Below are 17,767 nucleotides of genomic sequence, written 5' to 3' on the forward strand. Positions count from 1 at the left end.
ATTCGATTCCCACGGACGCCTAATGAGAGGAACTTTCGGTCAGCCATTCGGGAATGTCCCGCATGCCATGCAGGACGCGCCATACGTCGATGTGGTCGTCGCGCTCGACATAGAACACCAGATGGGGATAGCGCTTCAACGGCCAGCAGAGCAGTCCCGGCAGCTCCAGCTCATGAGCGTAGCGGCCGATACCCGAGGCGGGGTGACGGGTATAGGCCTGTTCCAGGGCGTCGATGAAGCCGAGCGCGGCCTGTTGCTCAAGGTGGTAGACGATGGCGCCTTCGACATCCTGGTTGGCCAGGGCACGCGGGATGGCGGGCTTTGCCTTCATCCCCGAGCCTTGCGGGCCTTGGAGCGCAGGGATTCGAAGTAGTCGCCATCTGCGGGCGCTGCGGGAGCGGATTCGGCGCCTGCCAGCAGCAGGCCTCGCAGGTGCTGCCGGTCCTGGTCCTTGTGGATCAGCTCGTGCACGTATTCGCTGCTGGTGCTGTAGTCGCGCAGGCTGACCTGATCGTCGACGAAGGCTTTGAGAGCGTCGGGCAGGGAGATGTTCATGGTGCTCATGGCGGTGCCTGGCGATGGCAAAATTTGCCAGAAAGTAAACGCCTCCGACCCGATCCCGCCAGTGCCGAGAAACCTCTGGACGGCTGGCTGCGAGCGAGGCCGCTTCAGGCCGCCACCCGCCCGCGCTCTTCCTGCTCGCCGAACAACGCCGCTTGCACCGCCCGCTGGGCTTGGCGTGCCAGGGCGTTGCGTTCCTGGCCGGCGCTGGGGATGGGGGCGAGCAGCTGGATCTGCACCCGGGCGCGGTCGCTGGCGAACAGGCGCAGCAGGTGCGAGGGCAGGTCGTCGTCGCCGATGAAGGGGGCGACGAGGTCGGGTTCGCCGTCGCGCAGGTAGCGGATCGCCACCGGCTGCAGCGGCACGCCGGCCTCGATGGCGCCGGTCAGCAGGCGGCCGTGGAAGGTGCGGACCTGCAGGCCGTCGGTGGTGGTGCCCTCGGGGAAGATCAGCAGCTGGCGCCCGGCGCCGAGGTGGCGGTGCAGCTGGCGCGCGAGCAGCGCGCTGTCGCCCGAACCGCGGCGGATGAACAGGGTGCCGGCCTTGTGCGCCAGCCAGCCGGCCAGCGGCCAGGTGCGCACTTCGGCCTTGGACAGGAAGGAGATCGGCAGCAGCTGGCCGAGCAGGGGGATGTCGGTCCAGGACACGTGGTTGCCGACCCACAGGTGCGGGCCGTGCGGCAGCTCGCCCTGCACCTCGACTTCGAACGGCAGGGTACCGCTCAGGCGACGCAGGAACCAAGCGGTGAGGCGCTGACGCAGCCCCATCAGGTCTCCGCGCCACAGGCGCTCGACCAGCGTCACGCCGCAGGCCAGCGCCAGGCCCAGGAGCAGCACGGCGGCCAGCCGTGCCAGGCGCAGCCACAGGCGCGCGCGCTTCACACCGCGGCCTTGAAATGGCGGGCGTAGCGCGGGCAGAGTTCGTCGCGCTTGAGCAGGATGAACACGTCGGCCACCTGGAAGTCCCGGTCCCAGCACGGCTCGCCGCACACCTTGGCGCCCAGGCGCATGTAGGCCTTGAGCAGCGGCGGCATCTCGGCGATGACGTTGCCGGGCAGGTCCATGGCCGGCAGCGGATTGTGCGGTTCGGCGCGCAGGTGCTCGGTGCACAGGTGGCGCTCGCGCAGGCGTTGCATGATCGCCTGGGCCTGGATGCCGCCGTCGTGCATGGGGATGCTGGCGCAGCCCATCAGGTAGCGGTAGCCGCCCTCGTTGAGCACTTCGGCCAGCTCGCTCCACAACACGGCGATGGTGCCGCCGTTGCGGTAGGCCGGGGCCACGCAGGTGCGGCCGATCTCCAGCACTGGGCCTTCGAGGTGGGCCAGGCCGTGCAGGCTGAATTCCTCCTCGCTGTAGAAGCGGCCGAGGCGGGTGGCGGCCGGGCGGTCGAGCAGGCGGGTGGTGGCCACCAGCGCGCCGCTGTTGAGGTCGCGCACGCCGATGTGGCTGCAGTGCGGATCGAAGTCATCCATGTCCAGGCCCAGCTCGGCGCCGTTCAGCTTGGCGTCGAATTCGCTGCTGAACACGGCGTAGCGCAGGGCCTGGGCCTCGCGCAGCGCGTCCGGGCCGATCAGGCGTTCGGCTTGCAGGCGGCGTTCGGCAGTTCGGGCGGTCGGGGTCATCGTTGGCCTCCATGAGCCAGCCTGCGTATGGGTTGCGGCCGGTCGCTGTTGTTGGGCAAGCTCAGGCTAGGAACGCGCGGTGTCACCTCCATGAATCTTTGGTGATGCTTGCGTGACAGCTGACGAGGACCTTTGTGATGCCCTGGCAATCCGTGCTGGAAACCCGTGACCGCCTGCCGGCGGCCAACCTGGACGACTGGTATGCCGCGCTGCTCGAGCGCGTCGGCGATGCCGGCCCGTTCGCCCTGGCCGTGCTCGGCGGACGCCTGGCGGCCACCCCCGGGCTGGCCTTCCTGGCCGGCTACCAGGGGGCGCTGCGCGCCCTGTGGCCCGCCGCGCCGCTGAGCCCCGGCGCGCTCTGCGTGACCGAGAGCCGCAGCACCCGACCGGCCGACCTGCAGACCCGCCTGGACGGCCTGCACCTGAGCGGCCGCAAGGATTTCGTCACCGCCGCCGACATTGCCGACTGGCTGCTGGTCGCCGCGCGCGCGGAAGCGCCCGGCGAGGCGCCGCGGCTGGTGGTCGGCGTGGTGCGCAGCGGCGCGCCCGGCACGCGCATCGAGCCGCTGCCGGCGCTGCCGCTGATGCCCGACATCGGCCATGCCCGCCTGCACCTGGACAATGCCCTGTGCGAGCTGCTGCCGGGCGACGGCTGGGACAGCTACGTGAAGCCCTTCCGCAGCATCGAGGACCTGCACGTGCTCGCCGCCGTGAGCGGCTGGCTGTACGGCGTCGGCGAGGAGAGCGCCTGGCCGCGCGAGCTGCGCCTGCGTCTGCTGGGATTGCTGGCCGGCTGCGCCGACGTGGCGCGGCACAACGCCAGCGAGCCGGCGACCCATCTGCTGCTGGCCGGGCTGTTCGCCCAGTTTGCCGCCCTGCGTTCCGAGCTGGATGCCGCCATCGACGCCGGTCCGCCGTACTGGGCGGCTCTGTGGCAGCGCGACCGCAACCTGCTGGACGTGGCCCGCACGGCCCGCGAGAAGCGCCTGGAGAAGGCGCTGGCAGCGCTCGCTTGACCTGGATCAGTACGCCCACGGGGGCCGTCGGATAAGGTCACCTCGCGAATTTTCTGCGAGGTATCCATGCGCCGCGAGCCCATCGTGCTGTTCGACAACGGCACCCATCAATGCCTGATGTTCGATGACCTGGTCAGCGGCGAAGGTGTGCAGTCCAACCAGTTCCTCATCGTCGATGGCGACCAGCAGCTGCTGCTCGACCCGGGTGGCGACCTGACCTACACCCCGCTGTCGCTGGAGCTGTCCAAGCGCATCGCGCTGCAGTCGCTGACCTACATTTTCGCCTCCCACCAGGACCCGGACATCATCGCCTCCCTGGACAAGTGGCTGCTGCACACCCGCGCGCGGGTGATCTGCTCCAAGCTGTGGGCGCGCTTCCTGCCGCACCTGACCGCCAACTACCTGTCGCTCAGCCACGGTATCAACACCTACGACCGGATCATCGCGCTGCCCGACCGCGGCCAGGCGATTCCCCTCGGCAAGTGCAACCTCAAGGCGGTGCCGGCGCATTTCCTCCACTCGGTGGGCAACTTCCAGCTGTACGATCCGGTGAGCAAGATCCTGTTCTCCGGCGACATGGGCGCCTCCCTGGTCGACGACGCCAATCCGGTGCAGGACTTCGCCGCCCACGTGCCCAACATGGCGGGCTTCCATCGCCGCTACATGGCCAGCAACCGCGCCTGCCGCTTCTGGGTGCAGATGGTTCGCGAGATGGACGTGGCCATGATCGTGCCCCAGCACGGCCGGCCCTTCGTCGGCGGCGAGATGATCAACGCCTTCCTCTACTGGATCGAGAACCTGCAGTGCGGCCTCGACCTGATGACCCAGCAGGACTATCGGTTGCCGGACTGATTCGCCGCCGGGAAAGGCGCGTTTCGCGCTGTTTCCCGTCACCGCCATCGTGCTAGCGTCGGCTCCTTTCCACTGCGCGAGCGAGCCCGATGCCCCTTGCCCTGATGCGTCGCACCGCCCTGGCCGGCTGCTTCCTCGTCGCCGGCCCCCTGGCGGCGGAAACCTGGCCGGCCGAGGACTGGAGCAGCCAGCCGGCTGCCGCCAGCCCCGCCGTGCAGGCCCTGGACGACTACGCCTTTCCCGCCCGCGACGATGCCGCCCGCAGCGGCGTGCGCAGCGATGCGCTGCTGGTGGTCCGGGACGGCACCATCGTCTACGAGCGCTACGCCGCGCCGACCACGGCGCAGACCCCGCACCTGACCTGGTCGGTCAGCAAGAGCCTGTTCGCCAGCGTGCTCGGCGTGGCCTTCGGAGAGGGGCGCTTCAAGCTGGACGACCCGGTGGCCAGGCACTATCCGCCGTTCGCCGCGCACCCGGACGTGAAGATCGGCCACCTGCTCAACTGGGCTTCCGGGCTGGACTGGCAGGAGGACTACGAGTACGCGCCGCTGAAGTCCTCGGTGGTGGCCATGCTCTACACCCGCGGGCGCGGCGACATGGCCGCCTTCACCGCCGGTCATGGCCTGGGCGCGCTGCCGGGCACGCGCTTCTCCTATTCCAGCGGCGACAGCAATGTGCTGGGTGCCAGCCTGAAATCCATGGTCGGCGAGCAGGCCTACGCCGACTATCCCTGGACCGCCCTGTTCGAGCCGCTGGGCATTCGCTCCGCGGTGTGGGAGCGGGACGCCAGCGGTACCTTCGTCGCCTCGTCCTACGCCTACATGAGCGCCCGCGACCTGGCCCGCGTCGGCCTGCTGATGCAGCGCGACGGCCGCTGGGGCGAACGCCAGCTGCTGCCGCGCAGCTGGGTGGCCTTCAACCGCACGCCGTTCGCCAACTACCGGCCCGATCCGCAAAAGCCGCATGGCGCCGTGCCCGGCGGCCAGTGGTGGCTTAACGCCGAGCTGGAAGGCGCGGCCAGGCCCTGGCCGGACGCGCCGGACGACGCCTTCGCCGCCCTCGGCCACTGGGGCCAGGCGCTATACGTGCTGCCGACGCAGAAGCTGGTGGTGGTGCGCTACGCCGACGACCGCGACGGCAGCTACAGCCACAACGAACTGCTCGCGCGGGTACGGGCCGCCTTCGGAGACCAGCCATGATCCGCCGTTATCCGCTTCTCTTCGCCTTCCTCCTGCTGCTAGCCGCCCTGGCGGCGCTGGCCTGGAGCAACCGCGCGCACCTGGCCGCGTTTCCCGGCATCCTTCCGGCCTACTCGGCCAAGGAGTTCTGCTCCTGCCGCTACGTGACGGGCAACCCGGCCGACTACTGCGCCGGCTACGTCGAGCAGTACCTGCCGCTCGGCGAGCTGGTCGACAACGAACTGCACAAGCGGGTGACCGCCTCGGCGCTGGGGCAGACCCGCACGGCGGTGTGGCGCGACACGCGCCGCGGTTGCGTGCTGATGCCGGACGAGCATGCCCTGCCGTACTGAGCTTGCGGGTCTGGCAGCGGCGCGCGGCGGCCGCTATCGTTGCGCATCGAACCGCAATCCACGTGAGCCCATGCCCAACCCCTTTCCCCACCTGACCGGCGCGCTGCTCGCCGCCTGCCTGGCGCTGCCGGCGCAGGCCGCCTGGTATCTGGACAACGAGTCCTCGCGTCTGTCGTTCATCTCCACCAAGGCCGACGCCCTGTCCGAAGTGCACCGCTTCCTGACCCTGCACGGCAGGATCGACGACAAGGGCGCCGCGCGCCTGCGCGTGGAGCTGGACTCGGTCAGCACCGGCATCCCGGTACGCGACGAGCGCCTGCGCTCGCTGCTGTTCGACACCGCCGCCTTTCCCGAGGCGCGCATCATGGCCCAGCTGAACCTGGCGCCGATCACCGACCTGGCCCCCGGCGCGCAGCTGGAGCTGAGGCTGCCCATCCAGGTGGAAATCCGCGGGCGCAAGCACGGCTACATGGCCGACCTGTTGGCGACCCGGCTGGACGACCAGCGCTTCCAGGTGGTGACCCTGGCGCCGCTGGTGCTGGATGCCAGCCACTTCGGCCTGGAGGAGGGCATCGAGGCGCTGCGCCAGACGGCCCGGCTGGCCGGCATCAGCCCGTCGATCCCGGTCGGCGCGGTGATGATCTTCACCGCCCGATGACCGGCGCCATCTTCCCCTGGAGGCCCGGCAACCGCTTCGAGCTGATGATCGACGGCCCGGCGTTCATGCCGGCCATGCTCGCCGACATCGCCGCCGCCGAGCGCCATGTGCTGCTGGAACTCTATCTGGTGGAAGACGGCCATTGCAGCGCGGCGCTGGTCGAGGCCCTGTGCGCCGCCGCCGCCCGCGGCGTGCGCGTGCTCTGCCTGTTCGACGCCTTCGGCTGCCTGCGCTTCGGCCAGGCCCAGCGCGAGCGCCTGGCCGAGGCCGGCGCGCAGCTGCGCCAGTACAACCCGCTGCGCTGGCGGCGCGGCCTGCGCAACCTGTACCGCGACCATCGCAAGATACTGGTGGTGGACGAGCGCTGCGCCTATGTCGGCGGCACCGGCGCCACCGACGAGTTCTGGACGCCCCAGGCCCAGGACGACCACTGGCATGAAGTGATGGTGCGCATGGAGGGGCCGCTGGTGGCGCACTGGCAGCTGCTGTTCGACCACCAGTGGCTGGCCTGCGAGGGGCGCAGCCCGTGGAAGCCCGGCCATGCCCCGGGGCTGGCCCACCTGCCGCCGTGCCCGCCGGCCGGGCAGGGCATGGGCCGGGTGGCCTACGCCGACTCCAAGCAGCACCTCGACATCGTCCAGTCGCTGCTGTGCAGCATCGGCCACGCCAAGCGCCGGGTGTGGCTGGCGACCCCGTACTTCCTGCCCAGCCGCAAGGTGCGTCGCTTCCTGATGCGCGCCGCGGCGCGGGGCGTGGAGGTGCGCCTGCTGCTGACCAGCCGCAACACCGACCACCCGCCGGTGCGCTTCGCCGGCCAGCGCTACTACCCGCGCCTGCTCAAGGCCGGAGTGCGCATCTTCGAGTACCAGCCGCGCTTCCTGCACCTGAAACTGGTGCTGGTGGACGACTGGGTCAGCGTCGGCTCGTGCAACTTCGACCACTGGAACCTGCGCTTCAACCTGGAAGCCAACCTGGAGGCCATGGACCCGCAGCTGACGGCGGCGGCCAGCGAGAGCTTCCTGACCGACTTCGAGCTGAGCCGCGAGATCACCCTGGAGGACTGGCACCGCCGGCCTCTGTTCAAGCGCGTGATGCAGCGCCTGTGGGGCTGGCTGGACCGGGTGGCGGTGAACCTGCTGGACCGCCGCCGCTGATGCCGGGCACCGCGCACCGATCGTCCGTCGGTGCGCGCGGCGCAGCCTGCCTCAGATCGGCCACACGCCGCCGTCGCCCACCGCGTACAGGCGTCGCCCTGGCTGGGCGCTCACCTGCATGCCGCCGGTGAAGGCGCCGAACGCCGGCAGCAGGGTCGACCGCTCCTCCAGGCTGAAGCAGGGCAGGCGCAGGCGCTGACGGCCGCGCCCGCGCAGCACGCACACCGGATGCACGTGGCCGGCCAGCACATGGTGGCTGGGGTGCGGCGTGGGTTCGTGCTGCAGGGCGAACGGGCCGAGCAGACAGGGTTCGGCGACCACGCGGATGTCCAGTGTCGGCGGCGGGTCGCCGGCGCTGTGGTCGTGGTTGCCGCGGATCAGCAGGATGTCCAGCCCGGCGTGGCGTTCGCGCCAGGCGTGCAGGGCCGCCAGGGTGGCCGGCGCGTGGGACTGGCGGGCGTGCAGGAAGTCGCCGAGGAAGATCAGTTGCCGGCACCGGTACTGCGCCAGCAGCGTGTCCAGGCGCTGCAGGTTGCTGGTGGTAGTGCCGCGCGGCACCGGCTGGCCGAGGGCGCGGTAGGCCGCGGCCTTGCCGAAGTGGATGTCGGCGATCAGCAGCGCCTCGCCGGCGGGCCAGTACAGCGCCTTGTCGGCCAGCAGCCAGGCTTCGCTGCCGGCGATCCGCACGGCCAGGGCCGGGGTGGGGGCGTGGGTCGGGTCGATGGTCGTGCTCCTCGGGTCAGCCGGTGCGTTTCTTCGCGCGCGGGCGGCCGTCCTTGCTCTGCCGCGGGCTGCGCGGGCGTGGTCGCTCGCGTTCGACCTGCGGCGCGGCGGTGTCCGTATAGGCGCCGGGGCCGGCGGCCTTCTCCAGGTCGGCGAGCATGCGCACGATGCGGTCGGCGAGTTTCTCCGAGCTGAGGCTTTCGCGGAAGCGTTCCACCAGCAGGGGAAAGGCCAGCGGCGGCGGGCGCTTCACCTCGCGCAGGTCCAAGCGCAGCTCGTGCAGGCGCCGCAGGGTGCGCTGCAGGTGCTGCACGTCCAGTTCCTGGCGCAGCACTTCCTCCTGGGCCTGGGTCAGCAGCAGGTTGCCGGGGTCGTATTGCTGGAACACGTCGAAGAACAGCGCGCTGGAGGCCTGCAACTGGCGCGCGCTCTTCGCCGCGCCGGGGTAGCCGCCGAACACCAGGCCGGCGATGCGGGCGATCTCGCGGAAGCGGCGCCGCGCCAGTTCGCCGGCGTTGAGGCTGGCCAGCACGTCGTGCAGCAGGTCATCGTCGCGCAGCAGGTCGGCGCCCAGCCAGCGCGGCCAGTCCACCGGGGTGGCGCAGAGCAGTTCCAGGCCGTAGTCGTTGACGGCGATGGAGAAGGTCGCCGGCTGCAGTTGGCCGATGCGCCAGGCCAGCAGGCTGGCCAGTCCCAAGTGCACGCTGCGCCCGGCGAAGGGGTAGAGGAACAGGTGCCAACCCTCCCGCGAGTGCAGAGTTTCCGCCAGCAGGGAGTCGGGTGTGGGCAGCGCCGACCAGGCCTGCTGCACCGCCAGCAGCGGCCGTAGCAGCTGTATTTCCGGGCCTTCGAAGCGGCCCTCGGCCGCCGCGCCGAAGCGCGCCACCACGGCGTCGGCCAGCTCGCTGGAAAGCGGCATGCGCCCGCCGTTCCAGCGCGGCACCGCGGCCTTGCGCGCCTTGGCGCGGTTGACGTAGGCGGTCATGTTTTCCACCCGCACCAGTTCCAGCAGGCGCCCGGCGAAGAGGAAGCAGTCGCCGGGCCGCAGGCGGGCGATGAAGCCTTCCTCGACGCTGCCCAGCGAGGCGCCGCTGCCGCCCTTGGCCCAGAACTTCACGGCGATGCTGGCATCGCTGACGATGGTCCCCACGCTCATCCGGTGGCGCCGCGCCAAGGCGGCGCTGGGCACGTGCCAGACGCCCTGTTCGTCAGACTCGACGCGGCGGTAGTCGGGGTAGGCGGTGAGCGAATGGCCGCCGTGGCGGACGAAGGCCAGCGCCCATTTCCATTCCTCGTCGCTCAGCGCGCGGTAGGCCCAGGCGCCGCGTACTTCCCGCAGCAGCTCGTCGGGGCGGAAGCCGCCGCCGAGGGCCATGCTGACAAGGTGCTGGACCAGCACGTCGAGCGGTTTTTCCGGCGACTGGCGGGCCTCGATGCGCCCGGCGGCGACGGCGTCCCGCACGGCGGCGGCCTCGACCAGCTCCAGGGCGTGGGTCGGCACCAGGCTGATCCGCGAGGCGCGCCCCGGCGCGTGGCCGGAGCGCCCGGCGCGCTGCAGCAGGCGCGCCACGCCCTTGGCCGAGCCGATCTGCAGCACCCGCTCGACCGGCAGGAAGTCCACCCCCAGGTCGAGGCTGGAGGTGCACACCACGGCCTTCAATCGGCCGTCCTTGAGGCCCAGCTCGACCCAGTCGCGTACCTCGCGCGACAGCGAGCCGTGGTGCAGGGCGATCAGCCCGGCCCAGTCCGGCCGCGCGTCGAGCAGCGCCTGGTACCAGACCTCGGCCTGCGAGCGGGTGTTGGTGAACAGCAGGCTGGTGCCGCTGCTTTCCACTTCCTCGACCACCTGCGGCAGCATGCGCAGGCCCAGGTGCCCGGCCCAGGGAAAGCGCTCGATGCCCGGCGGCAGCAGGGTGTCGATGCGCAGGCGCTTGTCCTGCCGGCCCTGCACCAGGCGCCCCGGCGCGTCGCCGAGCAGCACCTGCAGCGCGTGCGGCTGGTTGCCTAGGGTCGCCGACAGGCCCCAGACGATCAGCCCCGGGTTCCAGCGCCGCAGCCGCGCCAGCGCCAGTTGCAGCTGCACGCCACGCTTGTTGCCGAGCAGTTCGTGCCACTCGTCAACCACCAGCATGCGCAGGCCGGCGAACTGCGCCTCGGCGTCGCTACGGGTGAGCAGCAGGGTCAGGCTCTCCGGCGTGGTGATCAGCGCGCTGGGCAGCTTGCGGCCCTGGCGCGCGCGCTCGCTGCTGCCGGTGTCGCCGGTGCGCAGGCCGACGCTCCAGGCGATGCCCAGCTCGTCCAGCGGCGCCTGCAGGGCGCGCTGGGTGTCGGCGGCCAGGGCGCGCATCGGGGTGATCCACAGCACCGTGAGCGGCGCGGCGGCCGGCTGGCGCTTGCGCGGCTGGCCGCCGGCGGTGGTCGCCGGCGTGGCCCTGGCGAAGCGGTTCAGCGCGGCCAGCCACACCGCGTAGGTCTTGCCGGAGCCGGTGGTGGCGTGGAGCAGGCCGGATTCGCCCTTGGCCACCGCCTGCCAGACCGTCTTCTGGAAGGCGAAGGCCTTCCATCCGCGCCGCGCGAGCCAGTCGCCGGCCAGGCTCATTGCAGCAGGTCCTGGAGGATGGCCAGGGTGTCGGCTTCCTCCACCGGCTTGTCCCGGCGCCAGCGCAGCATGCGCGGGAAGCGTACGGCGATGCCGCTCTTGTGGCGCTTGGACAGGGCGATGCCCTCGAAGCCCAGCTCGAACACCAGGGTCGGGGTGACGCTGCGCACCGGGCCGAACTTCTCCACGGTGGTCTTGCGCACGATGGCGTCGACCTGGCGCATTTCCTCGTCGGTCAGCCCGGAGTAGGCCTTGGCGAACGGCACCAGGCTGCGCTCGCTGGCGCCGGGCGGGCCGTCCCACACGGCGAAGGTGTAGTCGGTGTAGAGGCTGGCGCGGCGGCCGTGGCCGCGCTGGGCGTAGATCAGCACGGCGTCGACGCTGAACGGGTCGACCTTCCACTTCCACCACACGCCCATGTCCTTGGTCCGGCCCACGCCGTACAGCGCGTCGCGGGCCTTGAGCATCATGCCTTCCACGCCGAGCCGGCGGGACGCCTCGCGCTGTGCGGCCAGGGCCTGCCAGCTGTCGCCGTGGAGCAGCGGCGAGGGCATCAGCCGGGGGCTGGCGCAGGCGGCGATGACCTTTTCCAGCTGCGCGCGCCGTTCGTGCTGCGGGCGGCTGCGCCAGTCCTGGCCCTGCCATTCGAGCAGGTCGTAGCCGAGCATGGCCGCCGGCACTTCCTCGAGCAGCTTCTTGCCCAGGGTCTTGCGGCCGATGCGCTGCTGGAGCAGGGCGAAGGGCTGGATGCCGTAGCGCTCCACCCGGTCCTCCACGGCCGCCTCCAGCGCCTCGCTGCCGAGCGCCATCGCCAACGTGCAGTCGGCCTCCGGCGGGTGGCGCCAGATCACCAGCTCGCCGTCGATCACCGTGCCGTCGGGCAGGCGCGCGGCCAGTTCGTCCAGTTCGGGAAAGCGCTCGCTGATCAGCTCCTCGCCCCGCGACCACAGCCATAGGCGGCCGTCGCGCCTGACCAGCTGGGCGCGGATGCCGTCCCACTTCCACTCCACCTGCCAGCGCTCGACCGGGCCGAGGCTGGCCTCGAACTGGTCCACCGGCAGTTGCAGGGCATGGGCGAGGAAGAACGGGTAGGGCTGGCCGCCGCGCTGGGCGTGTTCGTCGTCCGACTCGGCGGCGATCAGCTTGCGATAGCTCTCGGCGCCGGGCCGGTGGGACAGGTCGGTGTAGCCAACCAGGCGCTGGGCCACGCGCTTGGCGTCGATGCCGGCGAGGCTGGCCAGGGCGCGGGTCACCAGCAGCTTGGACACGCCGACCCGGAAGGCCCCGGTGATCAGCTTGATGCACACCATCAGCGCCTGGCGGTCGAGCTGCGCCCACAGCGCCGGCAGGCGCGCGGCCAGCTCCTCCGGCGGCAGCCCGCGCAGGGGCAGCAGCCTGTCCTCGACCCACACGGCCAGGCCGTCGGCGGATTCGTGGCTGGACTCGGGCAGCAGCAGGGCGATGGTCTCGGCGAGGTCGCCGACCGCCGAGTAGCTCTCCTCGAACAGCCATTCCGGCAGCCCGGCCGCCTGCATCGCCAGCTCGCGCAGCTGGCGCGACGGCACCAGTTGCCGCGGCCGGCCACCGGCGAGGAAGTACACCGCCCAGGCCGCGTCCGCGGCGCCGGCCGTGCGGAAGTAGTCCTGCAGGGCGGCGAGCTTGGCGTTGCTGGAGGTGGTGGCGTCGAGGCGTGCGTAGAGTTCGGCGAAGGCCTTCATGCGCTCGGCTCCGCTTCCGCGGCGGGCGCCGCCTCGTCCTCGTCGCCGTACTCGGTGTCGAAGCCCTGGGCGTCCAGGCCCTGTTCGCGCAGGTAGCGCACCAGCACGTTGACCGAGCCGTGGGTGACGAACACCCGCTCGGCGCCGGTCTGCTCGATGGCCCATAGCAGGCCCGGCCAGTCGGCGTGGTCGGAGAGCACGAAGCCGCGGTCGACGCCGCGCCGGCGGCGGGTGCCGCGCAGCATCATCCAGCCGCTGGCGAAGGCGTCGCTGTAGTCGCCGAAGCGGCGCATCCAAGTGCTGCCGCCGGCCGAGGGCGGGGCGAGGATCAGCGCCTGGCGCAGCAGCGGGTCGCTCTTCTTGAAGTCGCCGGCGTAGAGGGTGGGCGGCAGGGGCACGCCGGCCTCGCGGTAGACCTGGTGCAGCGGCTCCATAGAGCCGTGGCCGAGGATCGGGCCGATGCTCGCGTCGATGCCGTGGAGAATGCGCTGCGCCTTGCCGAAGGCGTAGCAGAACAGCACGCTGGCGCGCCCGGCGGCCTGGTTCTGTCGCCACCAGTCGTCGATGCCGGCGAAGATCCGCGCCTGCGGCTGCCAGCGGTAGATCGGCAGGCCGAAGGTCGATTCGCTGATGAAGGTGTGGCAGCGCACCGGCTCGAAGGGCGCGCAGGTGCCGTCCGGCTCGACCTTGTAGTCGCCGGACGCGACCCAGACCTCGCCGCGGTATTCCAGGCGCACCTGCGCCGAGCCGAGCACATGGCCGGCGGGGTGCAGGCTGAGGGTCACGCCGTGGTGATCCAGGCGCTCGCCGTAGTCGAGCGTCTGCAGGGGGATGTCCGCGCCGAGGCGCGCACGCAGGATGCCGGCGCCGGGCGTGGCGGCCAGGTAGTGGCGGCTGCCGCCGCGCGCGTGGTCGCCGTGTCCGTGGGTGATCACGGCGCGCTCGACCGGGCGCCAGGGGTCTATGTAGAAATCGCCGGGTGGGCAGTAGAGGCCCTCGGGGCGGGCGATGACCAGGTCCATGGGCTGCCGCTCGTCTGTGAGGCTGGTCAGCCTATGGACCGGCGCGGTCGGCAAAAGGTTGCCCCCGCTTCGCCGGCCCCGCTCAGGACTCTTGCGTGAGGATTACTTGCAGATGACGACCATGCTGCGGCTGGAGAAGCCGGCCGGGTTGAGGCCGAAGACGAAGTCGGCGGAGTCGTCGCCCTGGTCCGCGCCGGCCTTGGCCACTACCCGGTAGCCCTTGGGCCCGCAGGCATGGGTGGCCTTGTCCTCGCACTGCTTCCAGCTGGAGGTGAGCCCGGAGCAGTTGATGTTGAGACCCTTGCGGCCCTTCTTCTCGTATGTCTTCGCGGTTGCGGAGCAGCCGGCGACCAGCGCCAGCGTGACGACCAGCAGTACAAGCCTTTTCATATCTTTCCCCAGCGGGCTTGCCTGTTTCCGGCGGCAGGGCCGCCATCCCCTTGCAGTGCTCCGGCGGTGATGCAGCTCTTTTATATGGAGTCGCTGCTTGTACCCTGTCCGCCAGTCGGGCCGGAGCGGTCGAGAAATAGCACAAAGAGCGGGGAGGGGGCGAGATAAAAAAGTTTTTCGTTTCGGCTGCAGGTTTTTCCGCGCTCGTTCGTCTTAGTAAGTAAGAAGCTGTTTCTTGCGACAGATTTTCACAGACCAAGAAGACGTGGATAGCACACGCACAAGGAGAGTGGCATGGCCACCAACGACAAGCGTCAGGAACTCAAGACGATGCTCCAGGGAGCCGGGCTCAAGGTCAGTCTGGTACGGTTGAAGATACTCGAAGTGCTGCAGCAGAACGCGCAGGGCATGCGCTCGCGGGAGCTGCACGACTGCCTGCTGCTGGCCGACGAGCAGATTTCCGTTCTCAGCGTGCGGCAGGTGCTCAGCCGGCTCTGCGCCTGCGGCCTGGTAGAGCGCGATGACGAAGGCTTCTACCGCCTGCCCCAGGCCCGCCCGAGGGCCGCGCGGGTGGCGCTGGCCGGCTGACGGCGGGTTCGAACTCCTAGCTCGATCGGCGTCTCCAACGGACAGGGCCGGGCCGTTCCCGGCCGTGGAGGCGAGCATGTCCATCGATCCCTACGATCCTGTGCAGGACCAGAATCCCCATTCGCCGCTGCCGGCCAAGCCCGATCCACTGGGGCCGGGGCAGGTGGATACCGACCCAGGGCACCAGTCGGGTGTGCGCCGTCCTCCTGGTGATGGGCAGCCTGCCGAGCCCGACGAACCTGCCTGAGTTCTGATGGCGACCAACCGGTCGTCGCGGCGATCTGAACCCATGGTTTCTCTGACGTCAAAAAACCGAGACCGAGAAACCCTGGCAGGAAAGACCCCGATGGACCAGTCCCCCGTCACCCTGGAAGAACGCCGGCTCGCCCGGCTTTCCGCCGAGGCGCATCAGGCGCTGATCCACTTCATGAACGAAACGCCGCGCCCCTACACGGCCGAGCAGCACGCCGAATGCGAGGCGCTCGGCCGTGCCGCGGCCAATGCACGGGAGTCCTACCTGAAGCTGCGCCGGGCCGTGTCCGCCAACGCCGCGCGGGAGATGCGCGTGCTCTGCCCGTCCGCCTGAACGGGGGGCTGACCGGCGGCATTGGCCGAAAGAGTGATTGCCTGATCGCCGCCGTGCGCCGATGCTGGCCGCTCCGCTGGTTCGCCGCCACTCTCCATGACCGATTCCGCCCGCCCGACGCTCGCTCCGCCGCTCCAGCGCATCGCCGCCGGCGGCTGCCGGGTGGCGGTCGTCAGCCGGCCGGATGAGCGCCGGGCCTGCCTGATCGTCGAGGTCGCGGCCGGTAGCCACGACGAGCCCCCGGCCTGGCCGGGGCTGGCGCATTTCCTCGAACACCTCCTGTTCCTCGGCGGCGAAGGCTACCCGGCCGAGCGGCGCCTGTTGCCCTTCGTCCAGGCCAGCGGTGGCCGGGTCAACGCCAGCACCGGCGCACGCCTCACCGAATACCATTGTGAGGTTCCGGCCGAGCTGCTGGAGGAGGCCGGGCTGAGGCTGCTCGACATGCTGGCGCGTCCCCGGCTCGACGCCGATGCCCAGCTGGCCGAGGCCCAGGTGCTCGAGGCCGAATACCTGGCCCGGGGCGCCGATCCGCGACAGCAGGGGCTCTGCGCGCTGCTCGACGCCCTCGCGCTCGGCCATCCCTGCCACGCCTTCATCGCCGGCAACGGCGCCAGCCTGGCCCCTCGTCGGGGCGATTTCCGTGCCACCGTGGCCGATTTCCACCGGCGCTTCTACCGGGCCGGCAACTGTCGCCTGATGCTGGTGGGGCCTCAGCCGGCGCCCGAGCTGCTGGCACTGGGCGAGCGCCTGGCTGCACTCCTGATCCCGGGCGAGGCGCCCGTGCGCTCCGTACCGCCGGCGATGCTGCCGCTGTGCTCGCACCATTGGCATCTGGGGCAGGCCTCGGCCGCACCGCGCCTGTGGCTGGGCCTGGCGCTGGAGGGCCGCGCCGAAGGCGCCAGGGCGGCGCTCGGCTGGCTGCGCGAGCAGCTTTCCAGTGACCTGCCCGGTAGCCTCCAGCAGCAGTTGCGGGAAGCCGGCCTGATCGACGGCTGGGACGTGCAGAGTGCCTACGCCCATGCCGGCCAGGCGCTGCTGGCGCTGGAAGTGGAAGCGGTGCAGGACGACGACCACGCCTGCGCGCAGGTCCGCGCGGCGCTGCTGCGCTGGCTGTCGGCGTTCGCCGCCCGCGCGCCCTGGCGAGAAGCGCTGGCGACCCAGGCAGCCGAGCGCCCCTGGCAACTGGCCGCCCTGGCTCCGCTGGAGCTGGGCCGCTTCTGGCTGGAGCAGGGTGCCGAGCGGCCGGACGGGGAAGCGCTGCGGAACCTGGCCGCGATGCTCGCCGGCGTCGGCGAGGAACGGTTGATCAGCGTGCGCGCCAGCGCCGCGCTGGCGCCGGGGCCAACGAGTGTCTGCGGCTTTCCGCTGGCGCTGGAGGCAGCTGTGCTGCCTTTCGTGGAGGCGCCTTCGGTGAGTCTGGTTCTGCCCGGCAATCCGTTGTTGGCCGCCGTACCGCACCAGCCGGGCGATCGTCCGTCGGCGCTGGCCCTGCATGAGCTGGATTCTGGTCGTGCGGCGCTGCACTTGCGCTGGGTCTGGCCGGTGCCCCTGAATCCGCTGGCCGGCCAGGTGCTGGCGCGGCGACTGCAGGTGCTTCGGGCCGCAGGGGAGCGCCTCGGTATCGACGTGCGCAGCGAGTTCGACGGCGGGAACTGGCAACTGGCCTGCGAGGGGCCGGTAGCGCTGCTGCCCGCGGTGCTGCACTGCTTGCGGCAGTCGCTTGGCGCAGAGTGGGCGGGCGAACTGGAACGCAGCGAACGCCTGCTGCGACAGGCGCGGATACGCGAGCGCGCGCAGATGCCGATCCGCCGCCTGCTACAGCGATTGCCACAGGTGCTGGCCGGCCTGGACGAAGATGATGCGGACCTGCCTATGCAGACGGACTGGCGCGACAGCCGCTGGCACGGCCTGCTGGTCGGACCGGACGCACTGGCCGAGCGGCTGGCCGCCGACCTGGCGCTGCTGCCGGGGAGTCCTGCGCTCGTGGCACCGGCCCTGGCCGCGACCGGCCGGGGCAGCCGGGACTACCAGGGTCCGGTCGGCGGCGACGCCGCGTTGCTGCTGTTCTGCCCGCAGCCCGAATCCACCCCGGCCGTCGAGGCCGCCTGGCGCTGGCTCGGCCAGTGGCTGCAGGCGGCGTTCTACCGGCGCATGCGCGAGGAGCTGCGGCTGGGCTACGGGCTGTTCAGCGGCTTTCGCCAGGTGGGCGGGTGTGGCGGCCTGCTGTTCGCCATCCAGTCTCCCGGAACCGGGGCGGCGGAACTGTTGGCGCATGTCGATGCGTTCCTGGAGGAGCGCGAACGGCACCTCCTCGATCTTTCGCACGAGGATGTCACGGTGATCGCCGGTCCGCTGGCTGACCACCTGCGCGGACAGGCGCGGGAGCCCAGGGCGCTGGTCGAGCTGCTCTGGCAGTGGCGGCTGGCCGGGGGTGAAGGCACGCCGGACCAACTTGCGGAGGCTATTGCCGCGCTGACCCCGGCGGCGCTGGCACAGGCCTTCGGCGCGCTGCGGTACAACCGCCAGGACCGCCTGGTGCTGACGTCCACGCCGGCTCGCTAAGCAATCTTCATTCTTTCGGAACTACTGGTGCGCTCAGCGCACCCTACGGCGTGCGCACGCTGTTGCGACTTTGGTGGGCGCACCATCTGTCGGTAGTACGACCTAAGCCTTGCTTCGCTGGCAGGCGGTGGCCTACGCCTTCCTTGCCGCTCCTGCGATACCCCGCCAAAGCACCATCCAACCCCT

At 70.9% G+C, this 17,767-nt stretch carries 19 protein-coding genes; 10 read left to right on the forward strand and 9 right to left on the reverse strand.

Features of this window, described 5'->3' with window-relative positions:
- Positions 1-19: 19 nt before the first annotated feature.
- From N5D30_RS16015 to olsB, 4 genes are all read right to left on the reverse strand, one after another.
- On the reverse strand, positions 20-331 hold the full coding sequence (locus tag N5D30_RS16015; RefSeq protein WP_279909735.1) for a type II toxin-antitoxin system RelE/ParE family toxin: 312 nt from the start codon (positions 329-331) through the stop codon (positions 20-22).
- Positions 328-564: a type II toxin-antitoxin system ParD family antitoxin gene (locus N5D30_RS16020; protein WP_279909736.1), complete on the reverse strand. Its 237-nt coding sequence runs from the start codon at positions 562-564 to the stop codon at positions 328-330. The genes N5D30_RS16015 and N5D30_RS16020 overlap by 4 nt, the downstream gene beginning before the upstream one ends.
- Positions 565-668: 104 nt before the next feature.
- A complete protein-coding gene (locus tag N5D30_RS16025; protein ID WP_279909737.1) occupies positions 669-1,442 on the reverse strand; it encodes a lysophospholipid acyltransferase family protein in 774 nt (257 codons plus the stop codon).
- A complete protein-coding gene (olsB, locus tag N5D30_RS16030; protein ID WP_279903667.1) occupies positions 1,439-2,182 on the reverse strand; it encodes an L-ornithine N(alpha)-acyltransferase in 744 nt (247 codons plus the stop codon). Before olsB ends, N5D30_RS16025 begins: the two co-directional genes overlap by 4 nt.
- Positions 2,183-2,319: 137 nt before the next feature.
- On the opposite strand from olsB, the gene N5D30_RS16035 reads away from it, so the two are divergent.
- The 6 genes from N5D30_RS16035 to N5D30_RS16060 all read left to right on the forward strand — a co-directional run bounded on the left by N5D30_RS16035 (position 2,320) and on the right by N5D30_RS16060 (position 7,393).
- Positions 2,320-3,198, forward strand: coding sequence for an acyl-CoA dehydrogenase family protein (locus tag N5D30_RS16035; RefSeq protein WP_279909738.1), 879 nt, complete (start codon positions 2,320-2,322; stop codon positions 3,196-3,198).
- 66 nt (positions 3,199-3,264) lie between these two features.
- On the forward strand, positions 3,265-4,050 hold the full coding sequence (locus N5D30_RS16040; RefSeq protein WP_220812966.1) for an MBL fold metallo-hydrolase: 786 nt from the start codon (positions 3,265-3,267) through the stop codon (positions 4,048-4,050).
- Positions 4,051-4,139: 89 nt separating this feature from the next.
- Complete coding sequence (locus tag N5D30_RS16045) at positions 4,140-5,249, forward strand: serine hydrolase (RefSeq protein ID WP_279909739.1); 1,110 nt, start codon at positions 4,140-4,142, stop codon at positions 5,247-5,249.
- The gene (locus N5D30_RS16050) at positions 5,246-5,581 is read left to right on the forward strand and encodes an amidase (RefSeq protein WP_279909740.1); all 336 of its coding nucleotides are present in this window, start codon (positions 5,246-5,248) and stop codon (positions 5,579-5,581) included. The genes N5D30_RS16045 and N5D30_RS16050 overlap by 4 nt, the downstream gene beginning before the upstream one ends.
- 70 nt (positions 5,582-5,651) lie before the next feature.
- Positions 5,652-6,239: a YceI family protein gene (locus tag N5D30_RS16055; protein ID WP_279909741.1), complete on the forward strand. Its 588-nt coding sequence runs from the start codon at positions 5,652-5,654 to the stop codon at positions 6,237-6,239.
- Complete coding sequence (locus N5D30_RS16060) at positions 6,236-7,393, forward strand: phosphatidylserine/phosphatidylglycerophosphate/cardiolipin synthase family protein (protein ID WP_279909742.1); 1,158 nt, start codon at positions 6,236-6,238, stop codon at positions 7,391-7,393. Before N5D30_RS16055 ends, N5D30_RS16060 begins: the two co-directional genes overlap by 4 nt.
- Before the next feature lie 51 nt (positions 7,394-7,444).
- Here the strand turns inward: N5D30_RS16060 and pdeM are convergent, their stop codons facing one another.
- From pdeM to N5D30_RS16085, 5 genes are all read right to left on the reverse strand, one after another.
- The gene (gene pdeM, locus N5D30_RS16065; protein ID WP_279909764.1) at positions 7,445-8,086 is read right to left on the reverse strand and encodes a ligase-associated DNA damage response endonuclease PdeM; all 642 of its coding nucleotides are present in this window, start codon (positions 8,084-8,086) and stop codon (positions 7,445-7,447) included.
- A 46-nt stretch (positions 8,087-8,132) separates the two neighbouring features.
- The gene (locus tag N5D30_RS16070) at positions 8,133-10,715 is read right to left on the reverse strand and encodes a ligase-associated DNA damage response DEXH box helicase (protein ID WP_279909744.1); all 2,583 of its coding nucleotides are present in this window, start codon (positions 10,713-10,715) and stop codon (positions 8,133-8,135) included.
- Positions 10,712-12,433 (reverse strand): ATP-dependent DNA ligase, encoded by a 1,722-nt coding sequence (locus N5D30_RS16075; protein WP_279909745.1) that lies wholly within the window; start codon positions 12,431-12,433, stop codon positions 10,712-10,714. The genes N5D30_RS16070 and N5D30_RS16075 overlap by 4 nt, the downstream gene beginning before the upstream one ends.
- The gene (locus tag N5D30_RS16080; RefSeq protein WP_279909746.1) at positions 12,430-13,455 is read right to left on the reverse strand and encodes a ligase-associated DNA damage response exonuclease; all 1,026 of its coding nucleotides are present in this window, start codon (positions 13,453-13,455) and stop codon (positions 12,430-12,432) included. Before N5D30_RS16080 ends, N5D30_RS16075 begins: the two co-directional genes overlap by 4 nt.
- Positions 13,456-13,557: 102 nt before the next feature.
- The gene (locus tag N5D30_RS16085) at positions 13,558-13,845 is read right to left on the reverse strand and encodes a hypothetical protein (RefSeq protein WP_220812957.1); all 288 of its coding nucleotides are present in this window, start codon (positions 13,843-13,845) and stop codon (positions 13,558-13,560) included.
- A gap of 294 nt (positions 13,846-14,139) precedes the next feature.
- Between N5D30_RS16085 and N5D30_RS16090 the strand changes: the two genes are divergently transcribed.
- The 4 genes from N5D30_RS16090 (at position 14,140) to pqqF (ending at position 17,581) form a co-directional block, all read left to right on the forward strand.
- Positions 14,140-14,433 (forward strand): transcriptional repressor, encoded by a 294-nt coding sequence (locus N5D30_RS16090; RefSeq protein WP_220812956.1) that lies wholly within the window; start codon positions 14,140-14,142, stop codon positions 14,431-14,433.
- Between the two features lie 76 nt (positions 14,434-14,509).
- Entirely contained in the window at positions 14,510-14,680 is a 171-nt protein-coding gene (locus N5D30_RS16095; protein WP_279909747.1) for a hypothetical protein, read from the forward strand.
- 99 nt (positions 14,681-14,779) lie between these two features.
- Positions 14,780-15,019: a hypothetical protein gene (locus tag N5D30_RS16100; protein ID WP_279909748.1), complete on the forward strand. Its 240-nt coding sequence runs from the start codon at positions 14,780-14,782 to the stop codon at positions 15,017-15,019.
- 96 nt (positions 15,020-15,115) lie between these two features.
- Positions 15,116-17,581, forward strand: coding sequence for a pyrroloquinoline quinone biosynthesis protein PqqF (gene pqqF, locus N5D30_RS16105; protein WP_279909749.1), 2,466 nt, complete (start codon positions 15,116-15,118; stop codon positions 17,579-17,581).
- Positions 17,582-17,767: the final 186 nt, after the last annotated feature.

The sequence above is a fragment of the Pseudomonas sp. GD03875 genome, from assembly GCF_029840585.1.
GTDB lineage: Bacteria > Pseudomonadota > Gammaproteobacteria > Pseudomonadales > Pseudomonadaceae > Aquipseudomonas > Aquipseudomonas paralcaligenes.

Coding starts and splice junctions, on each gene's coding strand:
- N5D30_RS16015 (WP_279909735.1), bottom strand. CDS start 331: ATGAAGGCAAAGCCCGCCATCCCGCGTGCCCTGGCCAACCAGGATGTC.
- N5D30_RS16020 (WP_279909736.1), bottom strand. CDS start 564: ATGAGCACCATGAACATCTCCCTGCCCGACGCTCTCAAAGCCTTCGTC.
- olsB (WP_279903667.1), bottom strand. CDS start 2,182: ATGACCCCGACCGCCCGAACTGCCGAACGCCGCCTGCAAGCCGAACGC.
- N5D30_RS16035 (WP_279909738.1), top strand. CDS start 2,320: ATGCCCTGGCAATCCGTGCTGGAAACCCGTGACCGCCTGCCGGCGGCC.
- N5D30_RS16040 (WP_220812966.1), top strand. CDS start 3,265: ATGCGCCGCGAGCCCATCGTGCTGTTCGACAACGGCACCCATCAATGC.
- N5D30_RS16045 (WP_279909739.1), top strand. CDS start 4,140: ATGCCCCTTGCCCTGATGCGTCGCACCGCCCTGGCCGGCTGCTTCCTC.
- N5D30_RS16050 (WP_279909740.1), top strand. CDS start 5,246: ATGATCCGCCGTTATCCGCTTCTCTTCGCCTTCCTCCTGCTGCTAGCC.
- N5D30_RS16055 (WP_279909741.1), top strand. CDS start 5,652: ATGCCCAACCCCTTTCCCCACCTGACCGGCGCGCTGCTCGCCGCCTGC.
- N5D30_RS16060 (WP_279909742.1), top strand. CDS start 6,236: ATGACCGGCGCCATCTTCCCCTGGAGGCCCGGCAACCGCTTCGAGCTG.
- N5D30_RS16070 (WP_279909744.1), bottom strand. CDS start 10,715: ATGAGCCTGGCCGGCGACTGGCTCGCGCGGCGCGGATGGAAGGCCTTC.
- N5D30_RS16075 (WP_279909745.1), bottom strand. CDS start 12,433: ATGAAGGCCTTCGCCGAACTCTACGCACGCCTCGACGCCACCACCTCC.
- N5D30_RS16080 (WP_279909746.1), bottom strand. CDS start 13,455: ATGGACCTGGTCATCGCCCGCCCCGAGGGCCTCTACTGCCCACCCGGC.
- N5D30_RS16085 (WP_220812957.1), bottom strand. CDS start 13,845: ATGAAAAGGCTTGTACTGCTGGTCGTCACGCTGGCGCTGGTCGCCGGC.
- N5D30_RS16090 (WP_220812956.1), top strand. CDS start 14,140: ATGGCCACCAACGACAAGCGTCAGGAACTCAAGACGATGCTCCAGGGA.
- N5D30_RS16095 (WP_279909747.1), top strand. CDS start 14,510: ATGTCCATCGATCCCTACGATCCTGTGCAGGACCAGAATCCCCATTCG.
- N5D30_RS16100 (WP_279909748.1), top strand. CDS start 14,780: ATGGACCAGTCCCCCGTCACCCTGGAAGAACGCCGGCTCGCCCGGCTT.
- pqqF (WP_279909749.1), top strand. CDS start 15,116: ATGACCGATTCCGCCCGCCCGACGCTCGCTCCGCCGCTCCAGCGCATC.